The sequence below is a fragment of the Phenylobacterium sp. J367 genome, assembly GCF_024699985.1.
Taxonomy (GTDB): domain Bacteria; phylum Pseudomonadota; class Alphaproteobacteria; order Caulobacterales; family Caulobacteraceae; genus Phenylobacterium.
The window spans coordinates 1,436,953-1,461,502 of record NZ_JAJONA010000001.1 but is presented as its reverse complement, the minus strand read 5'-3'; the positions used below and the strand labels follow the sequence as shown (position 1 = coordinate 1,461,502).

The 24,550-nt window shown below is 73.0% G+C and carries 25 protein-coding genes, 1 tRNA gene and 3 pseudogenes; 15 read left to right on the top strand and 14 right to left on the bottom strand.

All coding sequences use genetic code 11. From position 1 onward, the window contains the following. Nucleotides 1–110: 110 nt before the first annotated feature. The gene (locus LRS04_RS27725) at nucleotides 111–578 is read right to left on the bottom strand and encodes a hypothetical protein (RefSeq protein WP_374577337.1); all 468 of its coding nucleotides are present in this window, start codon (nucleotides 576–578) and stop codon (nucleotides 111–113) included. Here LRS04_RS27725 and LRS04_RS27720 point away from each other — a divergent pair. From LRS04_RS27720 to LRS04_RS07920, 3 genes and pseudogenes are all read left to right on the top strand, one after another. After that, a pseudogene (locus tag LRS04_RS27720) lies at nucleotides 495–857 on the top strand (chemotaxis protein); the annotation flags it as partial. The gene LRS04_RS27725 and the pseudogene LRS04_RS27720 overlap by 84 nt on opposite strands. A 502-nt stretch (nucleotides 858–1,359) precedes the next feature. Further along, entirely contained in the window at nucleotides 1,360–2,076 is a 717-nt protein-coding gene (locus LRS04_RS26700) for a methyl-accepting chemotaxis protein (protein WP_308238302.1), read from the top strand. Next, the gene (locus tag LRS04_RS07920) at nucleotides 2,076–2,540 is read left to right on the top strand and encodes a chemotaxis protein CheW (RefSeq protein WP_257815894.1); all 465 of its coding nucleotides are present in this window, start codon (nucleotides 2,076–2,078) and stop codon (nucleotides 2,538–2,540) included. The genes LRS04_RS26700 and LRS04_RS07920 overlap by 1 nt, the downstream gene beginning before the upstream one ends. A gap of 5 nt (nucleotides 2,541–2,545) precedes the next feature. On the opposite strand, the gene LRS04_RS07915 is transcribed toward LRS04_RS07920, so the two are convergent. The 6 genes from LRS04_RS07915 to hemC all read right to left on the bottom strand — a co-directional run bounded on the left by LRS04_RS07915 (nucleotide 2,546) and on the right by hemC (nucleotide 7,454). Next, nucleotides 2,546–2,839, bottom strand: a complete 294-nt coding sequence (locus LRS04_RS07915) for a hypothetical protein (protein WP_257815893.1) — start codon at nucleotides 2,837–2,839, stop codon at nucleotides 2,546–2,548. A gap of 170 nt (nucleotides 2,840–3,009) precedes the next feature. Then, nucleotides 3,010–3,085: transfer RNA gene (locus LRS04_RS07910), tRNA-Thr, on the bottom strand. A gap of 160 nt (nucleotides 3,086–3,245) precedes the next feature. Next, a complete protein-coding gene (locus LRS04_RS07905; RefSeq protein WP_257815892.1) occupies nucleotides 3,246–4,778 on the bottom strand; it encodes a heme biosynthesis HemY N-terminal domain-containing protein in 1,533 nt (510 codons plus the stop codon). A gap of 25 nt (nucleotides 4,779–4,803) precedes the next feature. Further along, nucleotides 4,804–5,637, bottom strand: coding sequence for a hypothetical protein (locus tag LRS04_RS07900; protein WP_257815891.1), 834 nt, complete (start codon nucleotides 5,635–5,637; stop codon nucleotides 4,804–4,806). Further along, nucleotides 5,634–6,338, bottom strand: coding sequence for a uroporphyrinogen-III synthase (locus LRS04_RS07895; RefSeq protein WP_257815890.1), 705 nt, complete (start codon nucleotides 6,336–6,338; stop codon nucleotides 5,634–5,636). The genes LRS04_RS07900 and LRS04_RS07895 overlap by 4 nt, the downstream gene beginning before the upstream one ends. A 144-nt stretch (nucleotides 6,339–6,482) precedes the next feature. Further along, nucleotides 6,483–7,454, bottom strand: coding sequence for a hydroxymethylbilane synthase (gene hemC, locus LRS04_RS07890; RefSeq protein ID WP_257815889.1), 972 nt, complete (start codon nucleotides 7,452–7,454; stop codon nucleotides 6,483–6,485). A gap of 73 nt (nucleotides 7,455–7,527) precedes the next feature. On the opposite strand from hemC, the pseudogene tsaD reads away from it, so the two are divergent. The 5 genes and pseudogenes from tsaD to LRS04_RS07865 form a co-directional block, all read left to right on the top strand. Beyond that, a pseudogene (gene tsaD, locus LRS04_RS07885) lies at nucleotides 7,528–8,620 on the top strand (tRNA (adenosine(37)-N6)-threonylcarbamoyltransferase complex transferase subunit TsaD); the annotation flags it as partial. A gap of 15 nt (nucleotides 8,621–8,635) precedes the next feature. Further along, a pseudogene (locus LRS04_RS07880) lies at nucleotides 8,636–9,624 on the top strand (NAD(P)H-dependent glycerol-3-phosphate dehydrogenase). Continuing rightward, nucleotides 9,625–9,912, top strand: coding sequence for a YciI family protein (locus LRS04_RS07875; protein WP_257815888.1), 288 nt, complete (start codon nucleotides 9,625–9,627; stop codon nucleotides 9,910–9,912). Between the two features lie 126 nt (nucleotides 9,913–10,038). Next, nucleotides 10,039–10,272 carry a Rieske 2Fe-2S domain-containing protein gene (locus tag LRS04_RS07870; RefSeq protein ID WP_308238095.1) on the top strand — a complete coding sequence of 78 codons (234 nt, stop codon included), beginning with the start codon at nucleotides 10,039–10,041 and terminating at the stop codon, nucleotides 10,270–10,272. 157 nt (nucleotides 10,273–10,429) lie between these two features. Further along, nucleotides 10,430–11,506, top strand: coding sequence for a cell wall hydrolase (locus LRS04_RS07865; RefSeq protein ID WP_257815887.1), 1,077 nt, complete (start codon nucleotides 10,430–10,432; stop codon nucleotides 11,504–11,506). Nucleotides 11,507–11,516: 10 nt separating this feature from the next. Here the strand turns inward: LRS04_RS07865 and LRS04_RS07860 are convergent, their stop codons facing one another. Then, the gene (locus LRS04_RS07860; protein WP_257819022.1) at nucleotides 11,517–12,269 is read right to left on the bottom strand and encodes a creatininase family protein; all 753 of its coding nucleotides are present in this window, start codon (nucleotides 12,267–12,269) and stop codon (nucleotides 11,517–11,519) included. Between the two features lie 110 nt (nucleotides 12,270–12,379). Here LRS04_RS07860 and LRS04_RS07855 point away from each other — a divergent pair, with 110 nt between their 5' ends. After that, nucleotides 12,380–13,357, top strand: a complete 978-nt coding sequence (locus LRS04_RS07855) for a small ribosomal subunit Rsm22 family protein (protein WP_308238094.1) — start codon at nucleotides 12,380–12,382, stop codon at nucleotides 13,355–13,357. 132 nt (nucleotides 13,358–13,489) lie between these two features. On the opposite strand, the gene acs is transcribed toward LRS04_RS07855, so the two are convergent. After that, complete coding sequence (acs, locus tag LRS04_RS07850; protein ID WP_257815886.1) at nucleotides 13,490–15,436, bottom strand: acetate--CoA ligase; 1,947 nt, start codon at nucleotides 15,434–15,436, stop codon at nucleotides 13,490–13,492. 113 nt (nucleotides 15,437–15,549) lie between these two features. Here acs and LRS04_RS07845 point away from each other — a divergent pair, with 113 nt between their 5' ends. Then, nucleotides 15,550–16,092, top strand: a complete 543-nt coding sequence (locus LRS04_RS07845; RefSeq protein ID WP_257815885.1) for a DUF2939 domain-containing protein — start codon at nucleotides 15,550–15,552, stop codon at nucleotides 16,090–16,092. Between the two features lie 249 nt (nucleotides 16,093–16,341). Continuing rightward, nucleotides 16,342–16,965, top strand: coding sequence for a hypothetical protein (locus LRS04_RS07840; RefSeq protein WP_257815884.1), 624 nt, complete (start codon nucleotides 16,342–16,344; stop codon nucleotides 16,963–16,965). A gap of 295 nt (nucleotides 16,966–17,260) precedes the next feature. Here LRS04_RS07840 and LRS04_RS07835 read toward each other — a convergent pair whose 3' ends face one another. After that, a complete protein-coding gene (locus LRS04_RS07835; protein WP_257819018.1) occupies nucleotides 17,261–17,680 on the bottom strand; it encodes a molybdopterin-dependent oxidoreductase in 420 nt (139 codons plus the stop codon). Between the two features lie 472 nt (nucleotides 17,681–18,152). Continuing rightward, the gene (locus tag LRS04_RS07830) at nucleotides 18,153–18,968 is read right to left on the bottom strand and encodes a cytochrome b/b6 domain-containing protein (protein ID WP_257815883.1); all 816 of its coding nucleotides are present in this window, start codon (nucleotides 18,966–18,968) and stop codon (nucleotides 18,153–18,155) included. An 86-nt stretch (nucleotides 18,969–19,054) separates the two neighbouring features. Between LRS04_RS07830 and LRS04_RS07825 the strand changes: the two genes are divergently transcribed. Together LRS04_RS07825 and LRS04_RS07820 are read left to right on the top strand one after the other, a co-directional pair. Continuing rightward, nucleotides 19,055–19,309: a hypothetical protein gene (locus tag LRS04_RS07825; protein WP_257815882.1), complete on the top strand. Its 255-nt coding sequence runs from the start codon at nucleotides 19,055–19,057 to the stop codon at nucleotides 19,307–19,309. A 56-nt stretch (nucleotides 19,310–19,365) separates the two neighbouring features. Then, on the top strand, nucleotides 19,366–20,286 hold the full coding sequence (locus LRS04_RS07820; protein ID WP_257815881.1) for a thioesterase family protein: 921 nt from the start codon (nucleotides 19,366–19,368) through the stop codon (nucleotides 20,284–20,286). Here the strand turns inward: LRS04_RS07820 and LRS04_RS07815 are convergent. Then, nucleotides 20,283–21,167, bottom strand: coding sequence for an alpha/beta fold hydrolase (locus tag LRS04_RS07815; protein ID WP_257815880.1), 885 nt, complete (start codon nucleotides 21,165–21,167; stop codon nucleotides 20,283–20,285). The two genes, LRS04_RS07820 and LRS04_RS07815, sit on opposite strands and share 4 nt — an antisense overlap. Nucleotides 21,168–21,219: 52 nt before the next feature. Here LRS04_RS07815 and LRS04_RS07810 point away from each other — a divergent pair, with 52 nt between their 5' ends. Continuing rightward, nucleotides 21,220–21,654, top strand: coding sequence for a DUF488 family protein (locus tag LRS04_RS07810; RefSeq protein ID WP_257815879.1), 435 nt, complete (start codon nucleotides 21,220–21,222; stop codon nucleotides 21,652–21,654). A gap of 59 nt (nucleotides 21,655–21,713) precedes the next feature. Further along, entirely contained in the window at nucleotides 21,714–22,589 is an 876-nt protein-coding gene (locus LRS04_RS07805) for a crotonase/enoyl-CoA hydratase family protein (RefSeq protein WP_257815878.1), read from the top strand. Here LRS04_RS07805 and LRS04_RS07800 read toward each other — a convergent pair whose 3' ends face one another. Further along, complete coding sequence (locus tag LRS04_RS07800; RefSeq protein ID WP_257815877.1) at nucleotides 22,590–23,822, bottom strand: pentapeptide repeat-containing protein; 1,233 nt, start codon at nucleotides 23,820–23,822, stop codon at nucleotides 22,590–22,592. It abuts the gene before it with no gap. After that, entirely contained in the window at nucleotides 23,822–24,526 is a 705-nt protein-coding gene (locus LRS04_RS07795; protein ID WP_374575095.1) for a CHAP domain-containing protein, read from the bottom strand. Before LRS04_RS07795 ends, LRS04_RS07800 begins: the two co-directional genes overlap by 1 nt. Nucleotides 24,527–24,550: the final 24 nt, after the last annotated feature.

Sequence of the window (24,550 nt, the reverse complement as noted above, 5' to 3'; positions counted from 1 at the left end):
AAGTCCATGGCGCTCGGTTCTGCCGGTGGTTATTCGGCTAAGCATTGGGTTTGACGTGACGGATACTTTCCGGACCGGTCATCACTAATCTTTTTTAAAGCCGGTTCCGATTATCGCTCCCCATAAGACTGCATCCAACATCGGGGGGCTACGGCGTGCTCTTGGACAACCTGAAGATCTCGCGGAAGCTGATGGTCGCTTTCGCGACCCTCGTGGCCGTCATGGCCATCCAGAGCCTCGTGCTCTTCGTGCAGAGCGTGCGCGTCGAGGCCGTCAACCAGCGCGACGCGGCCTCGTTCGAACTTCAGGTCGCCATGGCGCGGGCCGAGGCTGCGCTCTTCGAGCAGAATTCCAGCCTCCGGGGCCTGATCCTCACCGCGAGCGACAAGCACCGCAAGGCCGTCGTCGGGGCGCGCGAGCGCTTCCTGAAGGAAATGGCCCGCGCGGAAGAGCTGGCGGCGGACCAGCCGCCGATCCTCGCGGCGCTCGCCACGATGAAGGGCGCCGAGGCCGACTTCCAGACCGGCTATATCGAGCCGCAGGTCCAGTTGATGAGCGACCCGGCGACCTATGGCCAAGCGCTGGAGAACGCCCGCACCGGCGGCAGCCTCGACGCCTACCGCAAGGCGTCGGCGGCCGCGAGCCAGGCGGTCGACACCTGGTCCGACGTGGAGGCGGCGGCGACCGACCAGTCGGTGGCGATCACCCGTCTGGCGCTGGCGATCGGCGGCGCGCTGTCGGCCCTGATCGCGATCGCCATGGGTTGGCTCCTGGCGCGCAGCATCGCCGGCCCCGTGACCGAGATGACCTCCGTCATGCGCAAGCTGGCGGACGGCGACAACACGGTTGCGATCCCGGGGACGGGCCGCAAGGACGAGATCGGCGAGATGGCCGGAGCGGTGCAGACCTTCAAGGACGCGGCGATCGAGAAGCTGCGGCTGGAGGGCATGACCGCCGAGCAGGCCAGGCAGGCCGAGGAGGAGCGGAAGCGGCAGGAGGAGGCCAAGGCCGAGGCCGCCCGCCAGCTCGCCCAGGTGGTGCAGAACCTCGCCACCGGGCTGGAGAAGCTCTCGGCCGGCGACCTGGTGTTCCGCATCGAGCAGCCGTTCGCCGGCGAGTACGAGAAGCTGCGCACCGACTTCAACGGCGCCATGGGCCAGCTGCAGGACACCCTGAAGGTGATCTCCGGCAACGTCCGCGGCATGCGCTCGGGCACCGACGAGATCAGCCAGGCGGCCGACGACCTCTCCAAGCGCACCGAGCAGCAGGCCGCGAGCCTGGAGGAGACCCGCCGCGGCGCTCGATCAGATCACCGCCACGGTCCGCAAGACCGCCGAGGGCGCCAACCACGCCCGCGACGTGGTCAACACCGCCAAGTCCGACGCCGAGCGCTCGAGCGAGGTGGTCCGCCAGGCCGTCGAGGCGATGACCGGGATCGAGAAGTCGTCCGGCCAGATCGGCCAGATTATCGGGGTGATCGACGAGATCGCCTTCCAGACGAACCTGCTGGCGCTGAACGCCGGGGTGGAAGCCGCCCGCGCGGGCGACGCCGGCAAGGGCTTCGCGGTCGTCGCCTCGGAAGTCCGCGCGCTGGCCCAGCGCTCGGCCGACGCCGCCAAGGAGATCAAGACCCTGATCTCGGCCTCCACCGACCAGGTCGGCCAGGGCGTCACCCTGGTGGGCGAGACCGGCGAGGCGCTGACCCGCATCGCCGCCCAGGTGGCCGACATCACCACCGTCGTCTCCGAGATCGCCGCCTCGGCCCAGGAGCAGGCCACCGGCCTGCATCAGGTGAACACCGCGGTGAACCAGATGGACCAGGTGACCCAGCAGAACGCCGCCATGGTCGAGCAGTCCACCGCCGCCAGCCACAGCCTCGCCCAGGAGGCCGAGGAGCTGTCGCGGCTGATCGGCCGCTTCCAGGTGGGCGAGACCGCCCACCAGGCCCCGCCGGCCCGCGCCCCGGCCCGCACCTCCGCCCCGGTCGCTCAGATGCGGACCGTGTCGACCGGCTCCGGCGCGGCCGCGCGCAAGCCCGAGCCTCAGGCCGACGCCGACAGCTGGGAGGAGTTCTGATGGGCGCCGACACCGCCGGCGCGCGTGAGCTGATCTCCATCCGGGTCGGCGAGCAGATGTTCGCCCTCGACATCATGAAGGTCCGCGAGATCCGCGGCTGGACGGCCTCCACGCCCCTGCCGCACGCCCCCTCCTACGTCCTGGGCATGATCAACCTGCGCGGCACGGTGCTGCCGGTGCTCGACCTCTCCGGCCGCCTCGGCCTGCCGCCGCGCACCCCCGACGCCTCCTCGGTGGTGGTCGTCGCCGAGCTCGCCGGCCGCCCCGTCGGCCTGCTCGTCGATGCGGTCTGCGACATCATCACCGTCGACGCCGCCCAGATCCAGGCCGCCCCCGACCTCGGCTCCGGCGATGCCGACTTCGTCCGCGGCGTCATCACGCTCGAGACCGAGATCGTCACCCTGCTCGACCTCGACACCGCCCTGCCCGAGACCGCCTTGGCCGAGACCGACGCGGCGGCCTGAGCCGGTCAGCCGCGCTCGCCGGCCCTCGCCTCGCGCAGCCGCGCCGCCTCCGCGGCGGCCGCCTGGGCGGCGGCGTTGGCGGCGTCGGCCGAGGACTGGGCCCGCTGCGCCGCCTGGCCGGCGGCGTCCGCGGACGCCTGCGCCCGGTCGGCCGAGGCCTGGGCGGCCTGCGCCGCCGACAAGGCCTGGTCCGCCGTGGCCTGGGCCCGCTCCACCGATTCCACGGTGGCGCAGGCGCTGAGCGCCACGAGCGCGCCGGCCGACGCGCCGACGAGGCCGAGGTTCCGAAGGACGTGCATCATGGAAACCGCTCCCTGGCAGTCGTAGGTCCTGAACGGATCCGACTCTTTCAGGCCGGCGGCCAAGACCGAATCCGGCCCAACCCGCGAACGCCCGCGGACCGCGCCTGAGAAGCGGCTGCGGGTTTTACCCCAGGTCCTGCGCCGTCCGGACGCCTGAAGGAAGGAAGTGGTGCCGCTTACAGGACTCGAACCTGTGACCCCCTCATTACGAATGAGGTGCTCTACCAGCTGAGCTAAAGCGGCATTCCTAGGCAATCGGCGCTGGTAGCTTGCCGAAGGCCCTTCCGTAGTTCCCCTGACTCCCGATAGATCCACGCATTGCGAATGCGCCGCTCTACCGGCTGAGCTAAGGCGGCCCGTTTCGCGCGACTCGGGAAGACCCTGGCCGCCGGGAGGCGCCTATTTAGCGGACCTCGCGCCGCTCGCCAAGCGGCGCCTCGCGGGGGCGCGGCGCTGGGGGCGCAGGCCGGGGCGCCGACGGGGGCGCGGGCGGCGGTTCGTCGTCGCCGAACGGCTCCTCGTGGGCCGGATAGAGCACCGGCTCGCCGCCGTCGGGGCCCAGCAGGGCCGCCTGGTCGGCATAGGTGAGCGGCAGTTCCGGCAGCTCGGGCAGGCCGCGCTCGCGCCGTTCCAGCCGCGGATGGATCAGCTCGCCGGTCTCGGCGAAGGTCGCCACCAGCCGCGCCCAGTCGGACGCGTGATAGGCGAAGGCCCGGCCCTCGGGATCGAGGTCCGACCAGTCCGGCTCGTGCGGGGCGCTCATGCCGCGCGCCATCCAGACCCGCGCCTCGTCGGGACGGCCGCCGGCATAGGCGACGCGCGCCATCAGGCCGGCGATGCGGGCGGTCGCCGGCTCGCCGTCCAGCGCCCGGGCGGCCTCCGCGGCGCCCGCGGCGTCCCCGGCGATCAGCGCCTGCTCCACATAGAGGATGCGGCTCTCGCGGTGGGCGGGGTTGCCGGCGGCCAGCGCCATCAGCCGCGCGGCCCGGGCCTTCGGCGTCTCGTCGGTCCGCAGGTCCCGGTAGGCGAGATAGAGCGCCGGGTGCGGCTGGGCCTTCCAGGCGGCCTCCAGGGCCCCGGCCGCGCGCTGCGCCTTGCCGTCCCGGGCCAGCAGGCGCGCGGCCATCACCACGCCGGGCGAGAAGCCCGGCTGCAGCCGGGCGGCCTCCACGGCGCTGTCCAGGGCTTCGGCGCGGGCCCGGGGCTCCGGCGCATGCTCGAGCTGGGCGGCGCGGGCGGCGAGCAGGGCCGCGCGGGCGCGCTCGGCCACCAGCGGGCTCACCACCTTGCGGTCGAGCGCCCGCTTCACGAGGTCGAGCGCCGCGTCCCAGTCGCCGATCTCCAGCCGGGCCTCGAGCAGCGCCCGCCAGGCCCAGCGGGTGGTCCGGGCCTCGCCGAAGGCGGCTTCCGCGTGGCGCAGGCCGCCGTCCCGGTCGCCCTGGCTGAAGGCGAGCTGCATCAGCCCCTTGTGGCCGGCCAGCCGCATCTCCGGCAGGCCGAGCATGGCGGTGTAGGCGGCGTGCATGGCGGCCGGATCGCCGGCCGCCTCGGCGGCCTGGGCGGCGAGGATGCGGGCCAGGCCCGGGGCCTCGACGGCGAGGTCCGCGGCCTTGCCGGCCAGCCGGCGGGCTTCCGAGCCGTCGCCCGCCGCCACCGCCAGGAAGCCGCGGGTCAGCACCTCGTCGGCCTGCCGGCGGCGGGCCTCGGCGCGGGCCCGTTCCGACCGGGCCGGCGCCTCCAGGATCCAGATCAGGGTGCGCCAGATGACGGTGGCCAGCAGGGCGCCCGCCCCGACGAGCAGGACGGCGGTCGCCGCCGTCATGTCCACGCGCCAGCCGAGCCAGACGAGGTTGGCGCGGCCGGGATCGCCGGTGAGCGCCAGCACCGCCACCGCCAGCGCCAGCACCAGCAGGACGACGAGGCCGGCGCGGATCACGCGGCCGGCTCCGCGCTCAGCGCCTTCAGCGCCCGGCCTCGCAACGCGGCGGCCAGGCGGTCGATCTCGGCCCGGCGTTCGGCCCGCAGGCGCCAGGGGGCGAGCGCCTCGCGCGCGGCCGGCGGCAGGCCGTCCAGCGTCCGGAGCGCGCCGTCCAGGTCGCCGTCCTCGGCGAGCCGCTCGGCGCGGGCCAGCCGGGCGTCGACCCCGTCCCCGGCGACCTCCCCGACCCGGCGCACGGTGACGATCCGCGAGACGGCGTAGGCGGCCCGCGCGCCCAGCGGCGCGCCCTCGCCCGGCCCCGGGCGGCGGTGGCGGCGCGGGCCGCATAGTCCGGGAAGCCGGCGGCCAGCGCCGCCCGGGTCGGCGCGCCGGTCTCGGCCAGGCGGGCGAGGCCCGCGAGCTCGGGGAAGGCCGGGGCCGCGGCGCGGAGCGCGGCGAGCTCCTCGGGGAACGGGCGCGCCCCTTGGGTCGCCTCGACGAGGGCGGCGGCGGCCAGGGCGGCGGCGGCGGCTTGGTTGGCGGTCCGCTCCTGGTTCTCCAGGGCGGCGATCCGGGCGGCCAGGCGCTCCAGGTCGGCGGCCGAGGCCGGCGCGGGCGCCGTGGGGCTGGGCGGCGCGGGGACCGGCGGAGCGGCGGCCTCGGCGGGCTCCACGGCCAGGGCGGCCACCGCCGGCGCCGTCGCCTGCGGCTTCGCCGCCATCACCCGCGGCACGAGCCGGCCGATGGCGACGCCGGCCAGCACGCAGAGGACGCAGAGCGCGCCGATCGCCCAGGCCGCCACCTGACCCCGGCCCCGCCGGTAGACGGCCGGGTCCTTCGGCTGGGTCAGTCCGGCGGGCTCGGGCGGGACGGTCATGCGCCCCGGTCGATCAGGTTGAGCAGCGCCGCCTCCAGCGGGAACGGCGGGAAGACCCTGGCGGCCAGCGGCGTGCGCGTCAGGGGCTTGATCACCGCCTTGGAGAGGCCCAGCGCCCGGAGCTGCGGGGCCGGATGGGCCTTCAGCACCTTGGCCAGCACCTGGGCGGCGCGCGGCGAATGCAGCAGGGCGGCGTCGGCCTTGATCAGCATCTGGGCCTCGCTGGCCGAGATCGCCACCGGGCCCGTTTCGTAGAGCACCAGGCGCCGCGCCGGCACGCCGTGCTTCTCAAGCGCCCCCGCCAGGTCGCCGGCCGGCTCGGCGGCGCCGGGATGCAGCACCACGCCCTTCAGCTCGCCCCGGCGCACGGCGATGCCCTCGGCCAGGGCGTCGACGTCGCCGTCCGCCGACAGCACGGAGCGGAAGCCGGCGGAGCGCGCCGCCTGGGCGGTGGCGGCGCCGACCGCGAACACCTTCAGCGACCGGTCGCCGCTCTTGTCGGCGAAGGCGCGCACGCCGTTGGCGCTCGTGAAGGCCAGCGCCGCGACGCCGGCGAGATCGATGTCCACGTCGTCCAGCGTGCGCACCGCCAGCAGCGGGGCGACGATCGCCTCGTGACCCAGCGCGCGCACGCGCTCGGCGGTGGCGTCCGCGCCGGGCTGGGCGCGGGTGATCCAGATTCGTAAGCGTCGGCCGGCCATCCGGCAGTCCTTATAACGGCCAAGCTTAAGCTTTGACGACTGGCGCCTGGCGGGAACCCTGTCGCGGCCATTGTCGTCCCGCTCGCCGCCGAGCGGAAGGGCGCAGACGAATTCTCCGTCCGCGTCGCATCCGTCCGCCGCGCCTCAGATGGCGATGCGGTCGCCCCCCTCGGCCTTCACCGCCAGCCCGAGCGAGCGCCCGAGGTCGAGCGCCGAGGCCAGCGGATCGGCGAGCTGCGACAGCTCGGCCTCCCCGGCATGGCGGAAGCGGTGCACGCCGTCGGGCGACAACGCCTCGACGATCAGCTTCAGCGCGCCGTCCTCGAACCGGGCATGGGCCCCGATCGCCGTCTTGCACGAGCCTTCCAGGGCCATCAGCGCGCCGCGCTCGGCGGCCACCGCGATCTCGGTCGGCGCATGGCGCAGCGCCTGGATCCAGGGCGCGTCGCGCAGGTCCTCGCGGGTCTCGATGGCGAGCGCCCCCTGGCCCGGGGCCGGCGGGCATTCCACCGGATCGATCAGGCTCTGGGGCAGGTGACCCAGCCCCAGCCTGCGCAGGCCCGCATAGGCGAGCAGGATGGCGTCGGCCTCGCCGGCCTCCAGCTTGGCCAGCCGGGTGTCCACATTGCCGCGCAGCATGGTGACCTTGAGGTCCGGCCGCCGGTGCAGCATCTGGGCCTGGCGGCGCAGGCTGGCGGTGCCGAGCACCGCGCCCTCGGTCAGGTCCTCCGGCCGCTCGGGTCCGCGGGACAGGAAGGCGTCGCGCACGTCCTCGCGCTCGGGCACTGCGCCGATGCACAGGCCCGCCGGCCGCTCGGCGGGGACGTCCTTCATGGAGTGGATCGCGCAGTCGATGCGGCCCTCCAGCATCGCCTCCTCGATCTCCTTGGTGAACAGGCCCTTGCCACCGATCTCCAGCAGCCGGCGGTCCTGCACCCGGTCGCCCGTGGTGGTGATGACGATCAGCGGGGCGACGGCCTCCACCTCGGCCGCGTTGTCCGGGTCCACGCCAAGGGCGGCGGCGATCTTCCGCTGCATCATCCCGGCCTGGGCCAGCGACAGCTTGGAGCCGCGGGCGCCGATCCGAACCTGGGGGGCGGGCGGTTGCGTGGGCACGGTGGGCGGTCTACCTGCAAGCCTGGAACGAAGAGGACTGCCTGCTACAGGAGCGGGCCCCCCCGGCAACCGGATGACCACGACCACGACCTCCCACACCGTCCTTGGCCTGGAGACCAGCTGCGACGAGACCGCCGCCTCGGTCGTGCGGCTCGTCGACGGCCGGGCCGAGGTGCTGTCGTCGGTGGTCGGCAGCCAGATCGCCGAGCACGCCCCCCTACGGCGGCGTCGTCCCCGAGATCGCCGCCCGCGCCCATGTGGAGAGCATCGACGGCATCGCCCAGCGCGCCCTGGAGGACGCCGGCCTGACCTATGCCGACCTGACCGGGGTCGCCGCCACCGCCGGACCGGGCCTGGTGGGCGGGGTGATGGTCGGCCTCTCCTTCGGCAAGGCCGTGGCGCTGGCCCGGGGCCTGCCGCTGGTCGCCGTGAACCATCTGGAGGGCCACGCGGTCTCCGCGAGGCTCGGCGTCGACCTGCCCTACCCCTTCCTGCTGCTGCTGGTTTCCGGCGGCCACTGCCAGCTCCTGGAGGTCGACGGCGTCGGCGCCTGCCGCCGGCTCGGCTCGACCATCGACGACGCGGCCGGCGAAGCCTTCGACAAGATCGCCAAGACGCTCGGCCTGCCCTACCCCGGCGGCCCGGCGCTGGAGACCCTGGCCGAGGGCGGCGATCCCGACCGCTTCCAGCTCCCGCGGATGCTGCTGGGCCGCAAGGACTGCGACTTCTCCTTCTCCGGCCTGAAGACCGCCGCCGCCCGCCTCGCCGAGGGCCTGACCGCCGAGGCCGACCGCCGCGACCTCGCGGCCGCCGTGCAGGAAGCCATCGCCCGCCAGCTCGCCGAGAAGTCCGACCGCGCCATGCAAGCCTACGCCCAGGCCCACGCCGGCCGGGACCTGCGCTTCGTGGTGGCCGGCGGCGTCGCGGCCAACCGCACGGTGCGCGCCCGGCTGGAGGCCGCGGCCACGGCGCGCGGCTTCAGCTTCGCCGCCCCGCCGCTCGCCTACTGCACCGACAACGCGGCGATGATCGCGCTGGCCGGGGCCGAGCGCCTGGCGCTTGGCCTGACCGATCCGCTGGACGCCGCCGCCCGGCCGCGCTGGCCGCTCGACGCGGCCGCCGCGGCCGCCAACCCGACCCATGCGCCCGGCCGTAAGGCGCCAAGGCGTGAGGACCTATCCATGAAGACCGCTGGCGTCATCGGCGGGGGGCGTGGGGCACCGCGCTCGCCCAGGTCTGCGCCCGGGCCGGGCTGGACGTGGTCCTCTGGGCCCGCGAGCCCGAGGTGGTGGAGGGCGTCAACGCCCGCCACGAGAACAGCCTCTTCCTGCCCGGCGTGACGCTCGAGCCGCCGGTCCGCGCCACCGGCGACCTCGCCGACCTGGCGGCCTGCGACCTGGTGCTGGCCGTGCCGCCGGCCCAGCACATGCGCGCCACGCTCACGGCCTTCGCCCCGCACGTCCGCGACGGCCTGCAGATCGTGCTCTGCGCCAAGGGGATCGAGCAGGGCTCGCTGAAGCTGATGACCGACGTGCTCGCCGAGACCGTTCCGCAGGCGCGCGCCGCCGTGCTCTCCGGCCCCTCCTTCGCCGGCGAGGTGGCCCGCGGCCTGCCCACCGCCGTCACGCTCGCCTGCCCCGACGAGGGCTGCGCGCGGGAGATCTCCGAAGCCATCGCCACCCCGACCTTCCGCCCCTACTTCGCCACCGACATGATCGGCGCCGAGGCCGGCGGGGCGGTGAAGAACGTGCTGGCCATCGCCTGCGGCATCGTCGAGGGCCGCGGCCTCGGGCGTTCGGCCCACGCCGCCCTGATCACCCGGGGGTTCTCCGAGCTGACGCGGCTCGCCGTGGCCCTGGGCGGCGAGGCCGAGACCGTCGCCGGCCTCTGCGGCCTGGGCGACCTGGTGCTCACCTGTTCCAGCCCGCAGTCGCGCAACATGAGCGTCGGCCTGGCGCTGGGCCAGGGCCAGACGCTCGAACAGGCGCTGGCCGGCAAGCTCTCGGTGGCCGAGGGCGTCGCCTCCGCCCCGGCCGTGCGCCAGCTCGCCGCGAAGCTGGGCGTCGACATGCCGGTCTCCGAGGCCGTGGCCGCCATCCTGGCCGGCGAGGTCGGCGTCGACGACGCCATCCGCGGCCTCCTCTCCCGTCCCATCCGCGAGGAACGCTAGATGCCCCTTTACATGCTGGCCTGCTTCGACAAGGCCGACAGCCTCGACCTTCGGATGGCGACCCGCGAGGCGCACCTCGCCTGGGCCCGCGACCAGCACGGCAAGATCCGCCGCGCCGGGCCGATGCTCGACGACGCCGACCAGATGGCCGGTTCCCTGTTCTTCCTCGAGGCCGAGACCGAGGCCGAGGTCCGCGCCTTCAACGCCGAGGACCCCTACACCAAGGCCGGCCTGTTCGACCGCGTCGAGATCAAGCGGTTCCGCGCGACCCTTGGCGACCCCCTCTAGCCAGGACCCGGGGGCAACCCGGCCCGCCCGCCCGCCGGGGTCCGGCTCTGCGCGCTCTCCGAGATCGCCGATCCCGGCGGCAAGAGCTTCCGCTTCCGGGCGGACGCCAAGCTGTTCGCGGGCTTCGTGCTGCGCCGGGGCGACACCGTCACGGGCTTCGTGGACAGCTGCCCGCACGCCGGCTGGCCGCTGGCGCCCATGGACGACCGCTACCTGACCCGCTCGGGCCAGCACATCCTCTGCGCCGGCCACGGGGCGCTCTTCGACCTGGCCGGGAAATGCGTCGCCGGACCCTGCCTGGGCGACCACCTGACGGCCTGGCCGGTGGTGCTCGAGGGCGACGAGGTGTTCACCGCCTAACATGTTCGCAGAGCGCCGGTCGCTCTGTTAACTTTTTGAATTCCCAGCTTTTCAAGTGACCTAGGTTAACCGTGTCTTAAAGAAAGGACTCGCCTTCGAGGCGTCTTTCGCCTATCCGGTCGCGCCTCCAAGCTAGGCTTTCAAGGGGCCCGAGAGCGTGCTTTCCCGGTTCCGCGAGTTCCTCCGTCGGCTGCCGATAAGCGGCGGCCAGCTGGCCTTCGGCGCCACGCTCGGCCTGGTCGTCGGCCTGACCGTGCTGGCGCTCACCGGCTTCAGCTTCTCGGCGCCCCACGCCGCGCCCGCCCAGGCGGCCGCCCGGCCGCAGCCCGCCGCCCTGGTCGCCCAGCCGATCGCCGACGAAGGCGAGGCCCTGATCCGGCTGCAGGATCTCTCGCCCGAGGCCGCCCGCATCTGGAACGCCTCGAACCCGGTCTCCGACCTGCCGAACCCGGCGGCGAAGCCCTTCCTGCTGAAGGCCGAGGGCGTCATCGACGAGGCCCGCGCCGTCGACTGCATGACCGCCGCCATCTACTACGAGGCCGCCTACGAGACGACCGACGGCCAGCGGGCCGTCGCCCAGGTGGTGCTGAACCGCATGCGCCACCCGGCCTATCCGAAGACCGTCTGCGGCGTGGTCTTCCAGGGCTCGGAGCGGGCCACCGGCTGCCAGTTCACCTTCACCTGCGACGGCGCGCTCGCCCGCAAGCCCACCGCCGAGGGCTGGGACCGCGCCCGCAAGGTCGCGGTGGCCGCGCTGAACGGCTACGTGATGAAGAAGGTCGGCAACGCCACCCACTATCACGCCGACTATGTGGCCCCGTACTGGAGCCCGAACCTCGTGAAGGTGGGCACGATCGGCGCGCACATCTTCTACCGCTGGACCGGGACCTGGGGCCTGCCCCCCGCCTTCGCCGGCCGCTACGCCGGCGGCGAGTCGCTCGGCGTGCAGCTCGCCAAGCTCGACATCATCGCCCAGGAACAGGCCCGCCTCTCCCTGGTCTCCGACGACACGGCCCCGGCCGCCGCGCCCGAGGCCCCGGCCCATGTGGAGGAAGCCTCCGCCGTGGTCGCCGTGCAGGAGGCCGAGGCCGAACTGGTCACCGCCGCCGAGGCCGCGCCCGCCGATCCGAAGACCATCCTGCCGCCCGAGCAGCTCGACTGGCAGGGGCGGCCGCGCCAGAAGGGCCCGCCGCGGATCGCCATTCCCAGCGCCGGCGGTCCCCCGAAGTTCTAGGGCGAAGCCCTCAGGCGGGATCCGCCTCCGCCGCGAACTCGGCCACCTCGGCGACCAGCGCCTCCGCCGCCGCGGCCACCAGCTCGCCGCCCTTCTCCGGCGTCGCCTGCGCCGGGTCCGAGCCCATCCGGCCGTCGGCGTAGCGGGTGCGGAAGTCGCGCGCCTCGCGGATCGGCCCGGTGGGCGCCACCTGCGGCGCGTAGTTCGCGGTCTTGATGCTGTCGGGATAGGCCCACTGGGTCACCGCGATCTCCGACGGCGTGGCATGGCTGCCGTGCCCGGTGGGGAACTGCCGGTTGGCCAGCGCCAGCACGCCGCGCAGCTCCCACCAGTTCTTCAGCTTGCAGGCGAAGCCCCGGGGGCGCCCGGCATAGCTCGCCTCGGCGTAGAGCTCCGAGAACGCCGCCTCGATGGTCGCGACATTGCCGCCGTGGCCATTCAGGAAATAGAGCCGGGTGAAGCCGTGATGCCCCAGGCTCCGGCACCAGTCGCCGATCGCCAGCATGAAGGTCGAGGGCCGAAGCGCGATGGTGCCGGGGAAGTCCAGGTGGTGCTGGGCCATGCCGATGTTGAAGGTCGGCGCCACCAGGAGCTCCGGATGCCGCCGCTGCGCCTCGTGGGCGATGATCTCCGGGCACAGCCAGTCGGTGCCCAGCAGCCCCGTCGGCCCGTGCTGCTCGTTCGACCCGATCGGCACCACCACCGCCTTCGAACGCGTGAGCTGGTCCTCGATCTCGGCCCAGGTGGACAGGTGCAGCAGCATGCGGACGTTCCCTTCTGACCCGGTGTCATAGGCCGCGGCGCGGGCGAATTCCATGCGCCCAAAGGCCAAGGCGACTTCCCTGAGAGGGCGGAATGGCCGAGAGGAGCGCCATGTCCGTCGAACTGCCCCCCGCCCTGCGCAGCGCGCTCCAGCGCGAGCTTGAGGGCGTGTCGCGCAAGGGGCTGGCCGAGCGGGCGAGCCGGACGTCGGAGGCCTATCGGGCGGGCAAGGGCTCGGCGGGCGTGATCCGCGCGCTGGAGGACGCGCTGGCCTATGCCCTGGCCAGGCTGCCGGCCACCTATGCGGCCTGCGCCACCGTGTTCGCAGAGGCTGCGCGTCTGGCGCCGGGGTTCGCGCCGAAGACGGTGCTGGACGCCGGCTCCGGCCCCGCCGCGGCGAGCTGGGCGGCGCGGGAGGCCTGGCCGGGCCTCGCCGGCGTGACCTGGCTCGACGCCAGCGCGCCCTTCCTCGACCTCGCCGGCCGGCTGGCGGCCGACGCCCCGCCGGTCATCGCCGAGGCTGCGCGGCTGAAGGCCGACCTCGTGGGCGGCGGGGCCTGGCCCCGGGCCGACCTTGTGGCCGCCAGCTACGCCCTCGCCGAGATCCCGCCCGCCGCCCAGGCCGGGGTGGTCCGCGCGCTGTGGGCGGCGGCCGAGGGGATGCTGGTGCTGGTGGAGCCCGGCACGCCGGCCGGCTACGCCCGGCTGCTGGCGGCGCGCGAGGCCCTGATCGCCGAGGGCGCGGACGTGCTCGCGCCCTGCCCGCACGCCCGCGCCTGCCCGCTGGCCGCGCCCGACTGGTGCCACTTCACCGTCCGCCTGCCGCGCAGCCGCGACCACAAGCTCGCCAAGGGCGCCGAGACGCCGTTCGAGGACGAGAAGTTCGCCTATCTGGTCGCGGCGCGGCCGGGGGTCGGCGCGGCGGCCCGGACCTCCCGCATCCTGCGCCATCCCCGCATGGGCAAGCCCGGCCTCGAACTGCGGCTCTGCGGGCCCGAGGGCCTGGAGACCCGCCTGGTCGCCAGGCGCGACAAGGCCGCCTTCCCCCGCGCCCGGCGCGCCGGCTGGGGCGACGCCTGGGAGGGCTGAGGCCCCAGGCCCTCTCCCTACCCTCTCCCTCTCGGGCTGCGCCCGGGGAGAGGAGTTCTGGCTCGGACTCACCGCCTCACCTCCTCTCTCCCCGCGAAGCGGAGAGGGAGAGGGTAGGGAGAGGGCGAGACCCTAGGCGTCCGCCGCGTGCCGGTTCTTCACCAGGTCGTCGACGACGCCGGGATCGGCGAGCGTCGAGGTGTCGCCCAGGTTGGAGAGGTCGTCCTCGGCGATCTTGCGCAGGATGCGGCGCATGATCTTGCCGGAGCGGGTCTTCGGCAGGCCCGGCGCGAACTGCACCACGTCCGGCGCGGCGAACGGCCCGATCTCGCGGCGGACCCAGCCCTTCAGCTCGGCCTGCAGGATGTCGGTGGCCTCCACGTCGGCGTTGAGCGTCACGTAGCAGTAGATGCCCTGGCCCTTCACCGGGTGCGGGAAGCCTACCACCGCCGCCTCGGCGACGTTCTCGTTGGCGACCAGGGCTGACTCGATCTCGGCGGTCCCGAGACGGTGGCCCGACACGTTGATCACGTCGTCCACCCGGCCGGTGATCCAGTAGTAGCCGTCCTCGTCCCGCCTCGCCCCATCCCCGGTGAAGTACTTCCCCGGATAGGTGGTGAAATAGGTGGTGATGAACCGCTCGTGGTCGCCGTAGACCGTGCGCATCTGGCCGGGCCAGGAGTCGGTCAGGCAGAGGTTGCCGCTGACCGCGCCGGTCAGGACCTTGCCGTCGGCGTCGACGAGCTGGGGCTTCACGCCCGGCAGCGGCTTGGCGCAGGAGCCGGGCTTCAGCGGGGTAGCGCCCGGCAGCGGGCTCATCAGGCAGGCGCCCGTCTCGGTCTGCCACCAGGTGTCGACGATGGGCGCCCGGCCCTCGCCGACCACCCGGTGGTACCAGAGCCAGGCCTCGGGATTGATCGGCTCGCCCACCGTGCCCAGCAGGCGGATGGACTTGCGCGAGGTGCTCGTCACCGGCCCGTCGCCCTCGCGCATCAGGGCGCGGATGGCCGTGGGGGCGGTGTAGAAGACCTCCACCTTGTGCTTGTCGCAGACCTCCCAGAACCGCGAGGAGGTCGGGTAGTTCGGCACGCCCTCGAACATCACCGTGGTCGCCGCATTGGCCAGCGGGCCATAGACCACATAGCTGTGGCCGGTGACCCAGCCCACGTCGGCGGTGCACCAGAAGACCTCGCCCGGCCGGTAGTCGAAGACCAGCTCGTGGGTGTGCGCCGCCCACGTCAGATAGCCGCCCGTGGTGTGCAGCACGCCCTTCGGCTTCCCCGTCGAGCCCGAGGTGTAGAGGATGAACAGCGGGTCCTCGGCGTTCATCGGCTCGGGATCGCAACTGTCGGGGACAGTCCCCTTCAGGTCGCCCCAGTAGGCGTCGCGGCCCTCGGTCATCGGCACGTCGGCGCGGGTGCGGCGCACGACGATCACGTCGGTGACCCCCGGGCATTCCTTCAGCGCCTCGTCGACGTTCTTCTTCAGCGGCACGATCTTGCCGCCGCGCACGCCCTCGTCGGCGGTGATCACCACCTTCGAGTCGCAGTCCTGGATGCGGCCGGCGAGGCTGTCGGGCGAGAAGCCGCCGAACACCACCGAGTGCACCGCTCCGATCCGCGCGCAGGCCAGCATGGCCGCCGCCGCCGCCGGGATCATCGGCAGGTAGATGGTCACCCGGTCGCCCTTCCTGACGCCCTTGGCCTTCAGGACGTTGGCCCAGCGGCAGACCTCGGCGTGGAGCTGGCGGTAGGTGAGCGCGTCATAGACCTCCGGGTCATCGCTTTCCCAGATGATCGCCCGCTGGTCACCGCGCTCCGCCAGGTGGCGGTCCAGGCAGTTGACGCTGACGTTGAGCACCCCGTCGGCGAACCAGCGGATGCGGAAGTCCTCGCGGTCGAAGGAGACGTCCTTGATCTCGGTCGGCGGGGTCATCCAGTCGAGGCGGCCGGCGACGTCCTTCCAGTAGCCCTGGGGATCGTCCTCGACCCGCTTGACCGCGGCGTCATAGGCCTTGGCGTCCATGTGGGCGCGCTTGGCCCACTCGGCCGGAACCGGAAACACCTCAACGTCGGACATGGGCCGCACTCCCCGGAAATGGTTGTGGATCACTAGGCCAGCGGAGCCCTCCCGCGCAACACGCCGCAGCATGCCGGGTTGAGGCGACTCGCCCGGGCGGCCATGTTCGCCGGATGGTTCGAGGCGTATCCATCCTGTTCACGGCGGCCGCCGTCCTGGCGCTCGCCGGCTGCGGCCCGCGCGTGCCCAAGGATGCGCTCGTTGCGGCCGAGGACCTGTTCGAGGCCGTGGTGGACCGCGACCGGGTGGCTTTCGAGGCCGCCGTCGACCGCCCGGCGCTGCGCGAGAACCTGAAGGGCCAGATCGTCGAGCTCGCCCGCGCCAACGGCCTGGAGGTGGACGGCGGCCCCTCCGAGTTCGCCCTCGACCGGATGATCGGCCCCGAGGCCTTCCGCCTGGTCGACGAGCGGGGCCTCAGGTTCTTCGAGGCCCCGACCCCGGAACAGCTCGCGCCCATGATGCGCGCCGCCGGCAAGGGTCACGTCTGCCTGTTCGACGAGGGCCGTGACGACTGCCTGCTGACCTTCGCCCGCCAGAAGGACAAGGACGGCGCCCGCTGGCGCCTCGTCGCCATGCCGGCCCAGGACCTCACCGTCCGCCTCCCCGCGGAAGGCGCCCGCTCCGCCCGCCGCACCGAGGGCCGCGCGCCGGGCTAGGGCCCTCCCCCTCCCTTAATGGGGAGGGTCGACTCGCCGTTAGGCGAGCGGGGTGGGGAGGTCACGCCCGCCCCAAGCCCTCTCCCTACCCTCTCCCTCTCGGGCTTCGCCCGGGGGAGAGGAGTGGAGCTGAGACTCAGAGCCATCACCTCCTCTCCCCCGCGCAGCGGAGAGGGAGAGGGTAGGGAGAGGGCCTGCGGTGCGAAAAACCTTGACTTGTCGGGCCTGGTATGTTCCCTGTTTGTTCTCATGGACGCCGACCCCGCAGACTTCGCCGAAGACCGTCACACCGTGACGCTCCGCGCGCTCGCGGGGATGAGCCTCGAGCTCTGCCGCGACCTGCAGCAGCGGGCGCTGAACGCCGAGAGCCCCGAGGACGCCGTCCGCCTCGCCACCGCCTTCCACCGGGTCAGCCGCGGCCTGCGCCAGACCCTGGCCCTGGAGCTGAAGCTCCTCCGCTACAAGGATGACCTGGTCCTCAAGGAAAAGGCCGCCGCCGACTTGGCCGAAGCCCGGGCGAAAGCCGAGGCTGATCTGCACGAGCTCGCCGTCGACCAGCGCCGCGACGGCGTCTGGACCCGGGTCGGCGACTGCTTCTGGTCCGAGCACGAAGGCGCCGACTGGAACCTCCCCGACGACGGGATCGAGAGACCCGACCGCCCGCCGCCCGAAGACCCCATGTGGGACAGGCTCGAGGCCTTCCTCGACGCCGAGGAAGCCAAACCCGACTTCCTCACCCGCGACTTCGACCTCCTGGTCATCGAAGCCTGCGACGCCATCGGCGCCGACCCCACCCTCATCTACGACATCCGCGGCCGCGAACGGGCCGAGCCCGAGGCCGAGCCCGAACCCGAGACCGCCGACTCCAGCTAACCCCCTCCGCTCATCCCGGCGAAAGCCGGGATCCAAGCCGACTCAGCGACCGCGCTGCGCGCGAACCACAGAACCACACAGAACCACACAGAAGGCGGGCCACCGGATGGCTTGGCGCCTCGATCGTCGTTGCGCGCCTTCCAGGCGCGCGAGTCACGCCCGCCATCTCACCGACCTCGACCGGCTCGCCCCTTCTGTGTGGTTCTGTGTGTTTCTGTGGTTCCAAACAGGATCGCACCCGCGCCTGCCGGCCAGGGTCGGTGTGGTCCGTGTATTCCGTGGTCCAAAACCGACCTCAGCCTGGATCCCGGCTTTCGCCGGGATGAGCGGAGGAGGGGCGGATCAATGGCGTGTCTTTCGTGGTTCTTCCCGGCCGCGCCATCCGTGAAATCCGCGCGCCCGGACCCGGCCCCCTCAGATCCCCCGCGTACCACTCGTAGCCGCGGTCCTCCCAGAAGCCGCCCTTGCCGCCGTAGAGGCCGGAGAGGTCGGCGACCGCCTCGATGCGCTGGACATATTTGGCGTGCTTGTAGCCGAGCTGGCGCTCGACCCGCAGGCGGACGGGCGCGCCGTGCGGCACGCCGAGCGGCGCATCGTTCATCCCGTAGGCCAGGATCGTCTGCGGATGGTAGGCGTCGATCAGGTCGATGCTCTCGTAGTAGCGGTCGCTGGCGTCCTGGTTCGGCCCCAGGTGGTCGGCGCAGTGGAAGACGATGAACCGCGCCTCCGGCTTCAGGCCGGCCTGGTCGAGCAGCGGGCCGAGCTTCGCCCCCCGTCCACTTGCCGATCGAGGACCAGCCCTCGACGCAGTCGTGGCGGGTGATCTGGGTGCGGGCCGGCAGGGCCCGGAGCTGATCGAGCGTCAGGGCCATCGGCCGTTCCACGAGGCCGTCGACCACGATCCGCCAGTCGGCGAAGCCGGCCGCGGCATGGGCCGCGTAGTCTGCCGTGCCCGGCCGCAGGGTGCCGTTGGCCCGGAAGTCCGGCGAGATCTCCGAGGCGGGGAACTCCCGGGCCAGCGCCTTGCGGTCGGTGATCAGCCGCTGGGCGCGCCGCGTCAGGCCCTCGGCGCTGCCGATGAGGCGGGTGAACCCCGGATTGGCGTTGAGCTGGTCGCAGGCGGCGAGCGTCAGGCCGGCCAATGACGCGCCGGCGCCCCTTCAGCCAGCCGCGGCGGGACGGGCCGCTCACGGCCGGTCCCTCGATGTGTCGACGGCATAGAAGCCGGTGATCATGGACCGCATGTTGTTCCAGAAGCCCGAGAGCACGACCAGCGCCACGTGCACGATCACGAAGAGCACGATCAGGCCGGCGCAGATGAAGTGGATCGAGCGCGCCGACTGCCGTCCGCCGAACAGGTCGATCAGCCAGGGCGCCGTGGCGTTGAACCCCGGCGACATCGACAGGCCGGTGAGCAGCATCAGCGGCAGGACGATGAGGATCATCAGCAGGTAGGTCAGCTTCTGGATCGCGTTGTAGCTCCGCGCCGCCTCGCCCTTCGGGAACCGCAGGCGGGCGTGGTCGGCCGCCTCGCGCCACAGGTGGCGGGGCCGCCACTGATCCTTCGTGGGGAGGAGGTCGCGGCGCAGGTGACCGCCGATCAGGCCCCACGCGAGATAGACCAGGCCGTTGATCACGAAGAGCCAGGCGAAGAAGAAGTGCCAGCGCCGGCCGCTCGCCAGGTCGCGGTAGCTCGGCACGGTGGCCCAGGCCGGGAAGCCGCGCGGCTCGCGCTTGCCCGCCGCGCCGGAGTAGCCGAGGACCCCGGTGGTCTCGAACACCGTGTCGCCGATCTGGGTGACGCCGACCGGCTGGCCGCCGCGCTCCACCATGCCCATGACCAGCCAGGGCTCGCGGAACGTCGACTTCTGGCCCCAGTAGAGGGCCGGGTGGGCGTTGAAGATCTGCAGGCCGCTCATGAGGAGCAGGCTGACCGCCAGCACGCCCAGCCAGTGGGTGAGGCGGACCAGGACCGAATGGCGCCGGTAGAGCTCTTTCGTCATGTGGCGGCGATCCTGCCACAGGGTTCGCGCATGGAACACCGCGCGGCGCCCACGCGCTTCCCTGGAGAGAGTTCAAGGAGGCTGCCATGCCGGGACGCGACGACCTCAACACCGACGGCCGCAAGGCCAACGCCGCCCAGCCGCCGGGCAAGGCCCCGGAGACCAGCAACGGCCGGAAGGGCGCCGAGCGCTATCCCTCCGTGCGCCAGGACGACTCCGTCGAGCCGCGCAGCTTCGCGGGCGGGGCCAATCCCGAGCCGCCGCAGGGCGCCGGCGACACCAGCGCCGCGGCCGCGGACCTCACCGGCCCGGCCGGCGATCCCGCCGAGGGCAAGCGCTAGCCCTCCCCTGCCCGCGCCCCTAAGCTCCGCACCGAGCGGAATTGGGGGGCAGGGTCTTGGCGGACGAGGGCGTGGAAGTCTGGCGCGGCAGCGTGGCGACGTGGGAATGCGACGCCATGGGCCACCTGAACGTCGGCTTCTACGTGGCGAAGTCCATGGAGGGGCTGATCGGGCTGGCCGCCGAGCTCGGCATGCCCCAGGCCTTCGCGGCGCATGCCGCCGCCACCCTGATCGTCCGCGAGCAGCACATCCGCTTCATCAAGGAGGCGAGGCCCGGCGCGCCGCTCCACATGATGGGCGGCGTCGTCGAGATGGGCGAGGACGAGGCTCGCCTGGTGCTCCTCCTCAAGCATCACACCGGCGAGGTGGCGGCGAGCTTCCAGACCGTCGTCGCCCACGCCACCGCCCGGACCGGCGCGGCGTTTCCGTGGCCCACGCGGGTGCGGGCGCGCGCCGAGGTCCTGAGGATGGCCGTCCCCCCCGGCGCCGCGCCGAAGAGCATCGGGCTCGAGCCGGTGGAGAGCCAGGCCAGCCTCGCCCGCGCCGACGAGCTCGGGCTGAAGCGCACCGCCCTGGGCGCGATCCGGGCGGCCGACTGCGACGTCTTCGGCCGCATGCGCACCGAGCAGATGATGGCCCGCATCTCCGACGGCATCCCCCACTTCTTCGGGGGCCAGCGGCCGGGCGCGGCCGACAGCGGGGCGAAGGTCGGCGGGGCGGCGCTGGAGTACCGGCTGATCCACTTCGACTGGCCGCGGGCAGGCGACCGGCTGGAGCTGCGGTCCGGTCCCGCCGGCGGCGACGCCCGGTTCCGGCGCCTGGTCCACTGGCTGCTCGATCCGGACACCGGCCGCCCCTGGGGCTCGGCCGAGGCGATCGCCGTCTCCTTCGACCTGGAGACCCGCAAGATCATCACCCTTAGCGACGAGGCCCTGGCCGCCGCCAACGCCGCCGCGACGCCGGGCTTGTCGCTCTAGCCTGTGAGCGTCCGCAGCGCGGCCCGGACCAGCTCCGGCCGCTCCATGGGCAGGAAGTGGGTCGTGCCGGGCACGGTCTCGACGCGGATGCGGCCCGTCGCCTCGAGTTCCGGCAGGTGGTCGTCGAGCCGGGCCGTGGTGCCCTCGGCCGCGCGGAACACCCGCACCGGGCAGCGGGTCGCCCGGAAGGCGGCCCAGGGGTCATAGTTGTGCGAGCGGAAGTTGGACGCCTCCCAGGCCGGGGTGCAGGCCAGCGTCACGCCGCCGCCGGCCGCGTCTCGGAAGCCGCCCTCCACGTAGTCGGCGAGTTGCTCCTCGCTCCAGGTCCGGAACGCGCCGCGGCCCCTGTAGGCTTCGAAGGCGGCCTCGCGGCTCGGGAAGTCGGCGCGTCGGCGCTCGGCGCCGGCCGCCAGCGGCGAGTTGGCGATCGCCGGCTCCTCCTCCGACCGGCGGCCCGGCGTGTGGACCAGGACCGGATCGAAGAGCGCCAGCGCCTTCACGCGCTCCGGCTCCGCGGCCGCGGCCAGCAGGCTGGAGGTGCCGCCCATGGAGTGCCCGCCCAGCACCACGGGCCCCTCGGTCGCCGCCCGCAGGAGGGCCAGCAGGTCCTCGCGGAACTCCGACCAGCCGTCGCGACCCTCGATCACCGCCGGCAGGCTGGAGGCGCCGTGGCCCCGCAGGTCGAGCGCCAGGATGCGGAAGTCGGTGGCGAGCGGCGCCAGGATCGAGCGGTAGGTGCGGGCGTTGAAGCCGTTGGCATGCGACCAGACGATGTCCACCGGCCGGTCGGCCGGCCCGAACTCCAGCGCCGCCATCTCCCCGCCGCGGGTCGGCAGGTCGACGCGGCGCGGGCGCGGCGCGATGTCCAGGTCGGCGTCCATGCAGGTCCCCCTCGTGGCCCCCATATAGCCGCCTGACCCAGAGGAAGACGACATGAAGCTGGCCACCATTGGCTACGAGAAAGACACCCAGGCCAATGTGATCGACCGCCTCAGGAAGGCCGGCGTCGAGGTGCTGATCGACGTGCGCGCCGTGGCCGCGAGCCGCCGGGCCGGCTTCTCCAAGACCCTGCTGGCCGCCAGCCTGGAAGAGGCGGGCATCGACTACGTCCACCTGCGCGACCTCGGCACGCCGCCGGCCGGCCGCCTTGCCGCCCGGGCCGGACGCACCGAGGAGATGCGCGACATCTTCCGCGGCCATCTGGCCGAGCCCGCCGCCCAGATCGCGCTGGCCAAGGCCGCCGAGATCGCCGGCCGGCGCAAGACGGCGCTGCTCTGCTACGAGGCCGACCACTGCGTCTGCCACCGGGCCATCGTCGCCGACCGCATCTGCGAGGCCCTCGACGCCTGCGAGGTCGAGCCGCTCTGAACCTCTTGGCTTCCCCGGGGTCGCGGGGCGAAGATCGCAGCTCCAGGGAGGACAACGCGATGAACGCGCCGGCGCAGATCGACTGCACGACCACGGAGTGGACCTGCTTCGAGGTCACCATCGAGGACCATGTGGCCCACATCCGCCTGAAGCGGCCGGAAGCCATGAACACCATGGTCCGCGCGTTCTGGAACGAGCTGCCGGCCATCGTGAACGAGATCAATTCGAAGGCGCTGGCGCGCTGCATCGTCATCTCGTCGACCGGCAAGCACTTCTGCGCCGGCATGGACCTGGCGGTGTTCGGCGGCGGCGGGTCGACTTCCGACGCCGCCTCCCAGGACCGGCACGTCAACGCCGAGGCCATGCGCTTCCACGTGAAGGTGCTGCAGGACAGCTTCTCCTGCCTCGACGAGGCGCGGATGCCGGTGATCGCCGCGATCCAGGGCGGCTGCGTCGGCGGGGCCGTCGACATGACCAGCGCCTGCGACATCCGCTACTGCACGGCCGACGCCTTCTTCGTGATCCAGGAGATCAACATCGGCATGACCGCCGACGTCGGCACCTTCCCGAGGCTCTGCAAGCTGATCCCCGAGGGCTGGGTGCGCGAGCTGGCCTATACCGGCCGCCGCCTGCCGGCCCACCGGGCCCGCGAGATCGGCCTGGTCAACGAGGTGTTCGACACCCACGAGCAGGTGGTCGACCATGCGCTCGCCACCGCCCGCGAGATCGCGTCAAAGGCGCCGCTGGCGGTCACCGGCTCGAAGGTGATGATCAACTACGCCCGCGACCACACGATCAAGGACGCCCTCGACTACATCGCGGTCTGGCAGACGGCGATGTTCTCCGGCCCGCACATGGCGGAAGCCTTCAAGGCGAGGGCCGAGAAGCGCGACGCGAACTTCCCCGACCTCGCGCCGCTGCGCGGCGAGATGTAGCTAGGCGACGTCCTCGGCGAGGACTTCCACCTCGGCGCCGGTGAGGTCGCAGCCGGTCATCCGGGCCTGGGTGATGTCGGCCTCGAGGAACCGGGCCCGCTGGGCGGAGGCGCCGCGGAAGTCGGCGTTGCGCAGCGAGGCGCGGGTGAAGTCGGTGCGCACGAACCGCCCCTCGGCGATCTTGAGGGGTCCCAGGCGCGCGCCACGCAGGTCGGCGCGGGCAAGCTGGGCGTCGGTGAGCTTGGCGCCGCGCAGGTCGGCGTCGCGCAGGTTCGCGCCGCGCAGGTCGCAGCCCGAAAGGTCCGCGCCCTGCAGCTCCACGCCCTGCAGATCCATCCCGAACAGGATGGACCGCGGCGCCACGAGCGCGGTCAGCTTGCGGTGACGCAGGTGTTTCAGCGGCCGGAAGTCGACGTCGGGCAGGTTCAGCACGCGCCCGCGCGCGCCGTCGGTCTCGCAATAGGCCTCGTGTTCGGCCAGCACCTCGTCGAGCGGCCGGTCGTCGACGTAGATCGCCGGCGGCGGGCCCCGCAGGACGTCGGTCAGGTCGGCGTCGTCGAGGCGCGCGTGCTCCAGGTTCACACCCGCCAGCACGGCGCGCTTCATGGAGGCGCCGGTGAGGTCCGCCCCGCCCAGGTCCGCGCCCGAGAGGTCCGCGCCGTCGAGCACTGCCCGGTGCAGGCGCGCGCCGGCCAGCATGGCGCCGGCCAGGTTGGCGTCGGTGAAGTCCACGGCCATGGCGATGGCCCCGGTCATCTGGGCCCCGGCGAGGTTGGCGCCGGCCAGGATGGCGTAGTTCAGCTCGCCCGGCCGGTGTTCGTGGCGCAGCACGCGGAAGCCGTCGAGCTTGTCCTGCAGAGCGATGCGGCCCTCGCGCAGGTCGCAGCCGGCGAGGTCGGCGCCGGCCAGGTTCGCGCCGCGCAGGCACGCGCCGCGCAGGTCGGCCCGCTTAAGGTTTACCCGGCGAAGGTCGGCTTCGCGCAGGTCGGCGCCGAACAGGATGGCGCGCGACAGGTTCGCCCGGTTGAGATTGGCCCCGTCGAGACGCGCGCCGGCGAGGTCGGCCTCGCGCAGGTCGAAGCCTTCCAGCGAGCAGTTGGAGAGGTCCGCATAGGTGAGCGACAGGCGGCGGCCGCCCGCCCGGCCGGCGAGGTAGCGCTGGTGCGCCTCCACGGCCTCGCGGAGCGTGTTGGCGTCGAGCGCCACGTGGTGCGGAACGGCTTCGGTGGACATCAGGTCTGCTCTGACGTCCAGCGTGCGCCCGTCCCGCTTAAGGAACGGTTGCGGGAATAAGCACTTAGCGTTCGCCGCCCTGGCCGGTGGCGGCGGCGATCAGCGCGCCGATCCGGTCGGTAGAGATCGGCGGCCTGGCTGAGGATGGCCAGCGGGCCCGCGCCCGGACGGACCGCGGCCGAAACCTGGTTGGCCGCCGTCTGGGCGACGGCCAGCGCCGTGGCGCCGGCGGAATTCCAGCCGTTGGCGGCGATCTTCTTGGCGGTGGCGTCCTGGTAGATGAAGCCATAGGTCGGATAGGTCGAGCCGCCGAGGTCCCGGCTCGGGTCGTACCACACCTTCACCTGGCTCCAATCGCCGCTCGGCGACACATCGATGACGGTGACGTCCTTCTCCACCTGGCCGCGCGTGCCGCCGATCGGCGACCAGTTGGCGTGGGTGATCTGCACGACGCGGTCGGTGAGGACCTGTGAGACCACGGCCACGTGGCCAAGACGCATCCGGTCGGTGGGCTTGAAGCAGAGCACGGCGCCGGCCTTCGGCTGGAAGCCCGTCTCGTACTTGCCGACAGCCTGCTGCCACCAGGTGCGCGCGTCGCCGAAGATCTGGATGCCGGAGAGCAGGCGCGCGAACGGAACGCACTGCCAGTAGATGTCAGCCGTGGCGGCCGCTGGCGTCATGCCGACGAACGCGGCGACGGTCACGGCCCCCCAGAAGGGACCTCATCC

Bases quoted from the DNA above. Each gene is read 5' to 3' on its own strand.
- LRS04_RS07830 (WP_257815883.1), bottom strand. From the start codon at position 18,968: ATGACGAAAGAGCTCTACCGGCGCCATTCGGTCCTGGTCCGCCTCACC.
- LRS04_RS07845 (WP_257815885.1), top strand. From the start codon at position 15,550: ATGGTTCGAGGCGTATCCATCCTGTTCACGGCGGCCGCCGTCCTGGCG.
- LRS04_RS07875 (WP_257815888.1), top strand. From the start codon at position 9,625: ATGCCCCTTTACATGCTGGCCTGCTTCGACAAGGCCGACAGCCTCGAC.
- LRS04_RS07825 (WP_257815882.1), top strand. From the start codon at position 19,055: ATGCCGGGACGCGACGACCTCAACACCGACGGCCGCAAGGCCAACGCC.
- LRS04_RS07895 (WP_257815890.1), bottom strand. From the start codon at position 6,338: ATGGCCGGCCGACGCTTACGAATCTGGATCACCCGCGCCCAGCCCGGC.
- LRS04_RS07920 (WP_257815894.1), top strand. From the start codon at position 2,076: ATGGGCGCCGACACCGCCGGCGCGCGTGAGCTGATCTCCATCCGGGTC.
- LRS04_RS07900 (WP_257815891.1), bottom strand. From the start codon at position 5,637: ATGACCGTCCCGCCCGAGCCCGCCGGACTGACCCAGCCGAAGGACCCG.
- LRS04_RS07805 (WP_257815878.1), top strand. From the start codon at position 21,714: ATGAACGCGCCGGCGCAGATCGACTGCACGACCACGGAGTGGACCTGC.
- LRS04_RS07860 (WP_257819022.1), bottom strand. From the start codon at position 12,269: ATGCTGCTGCACCTGTCCACCTGGGCCGAGATCGAGGACCAGCTCACG.
- acs (WP_257815886.1), bottom strand. From the start codon at position 15,436: ATGTCCGACGTTGAGGTGTTTCCGGTTCCGGCCGAGTGGGCCAAGCGC.
- LRS04_RS07855 (WP_308238094.1), top strand. From the start codon at position 12,380: ATGTCCGTCGAACTGCCCCCCGCCCTGCGCAGCGCGCTCCAGCGCGAG.
- LRS04_RS07815 (WP_257815880.1), bottom strand. From the start codon at position 21,167: ATGGACGCCGACCTGGACATCGCGCCGCGCCCGCGCCGCGTCGACCTG.
- LRS04_RS07810 (WP_257815879.1), top strand. From the start codon at position 21,220: ATGAAGCTGGCCACCATTGGCTACGAGAAAGACACCCAGGCCAATGTG.
- LRS04_RS07800 (WP_257815877.1), bottom strand. From the start codon at position 23,822: ATGTCCACCGAAGCCGTTCCGCACCACGTGGCGCTCGACGCCAACACG.
- LRS04_RS07915 (WP_257815893.1), bottom strand. From the start codon at position 2,839: ATGCACGTCCTTCGGAACCTCGGCCTCGTCGGCGCGTCGGCCGGCGCG.
- LRS04_RS07840 (WP_257815884.1), top strand. From the start codon at position 16,342: ATGGACGCCGACCCCGCAGACTTCGCCGAAGACCGTCACACCGTGACG.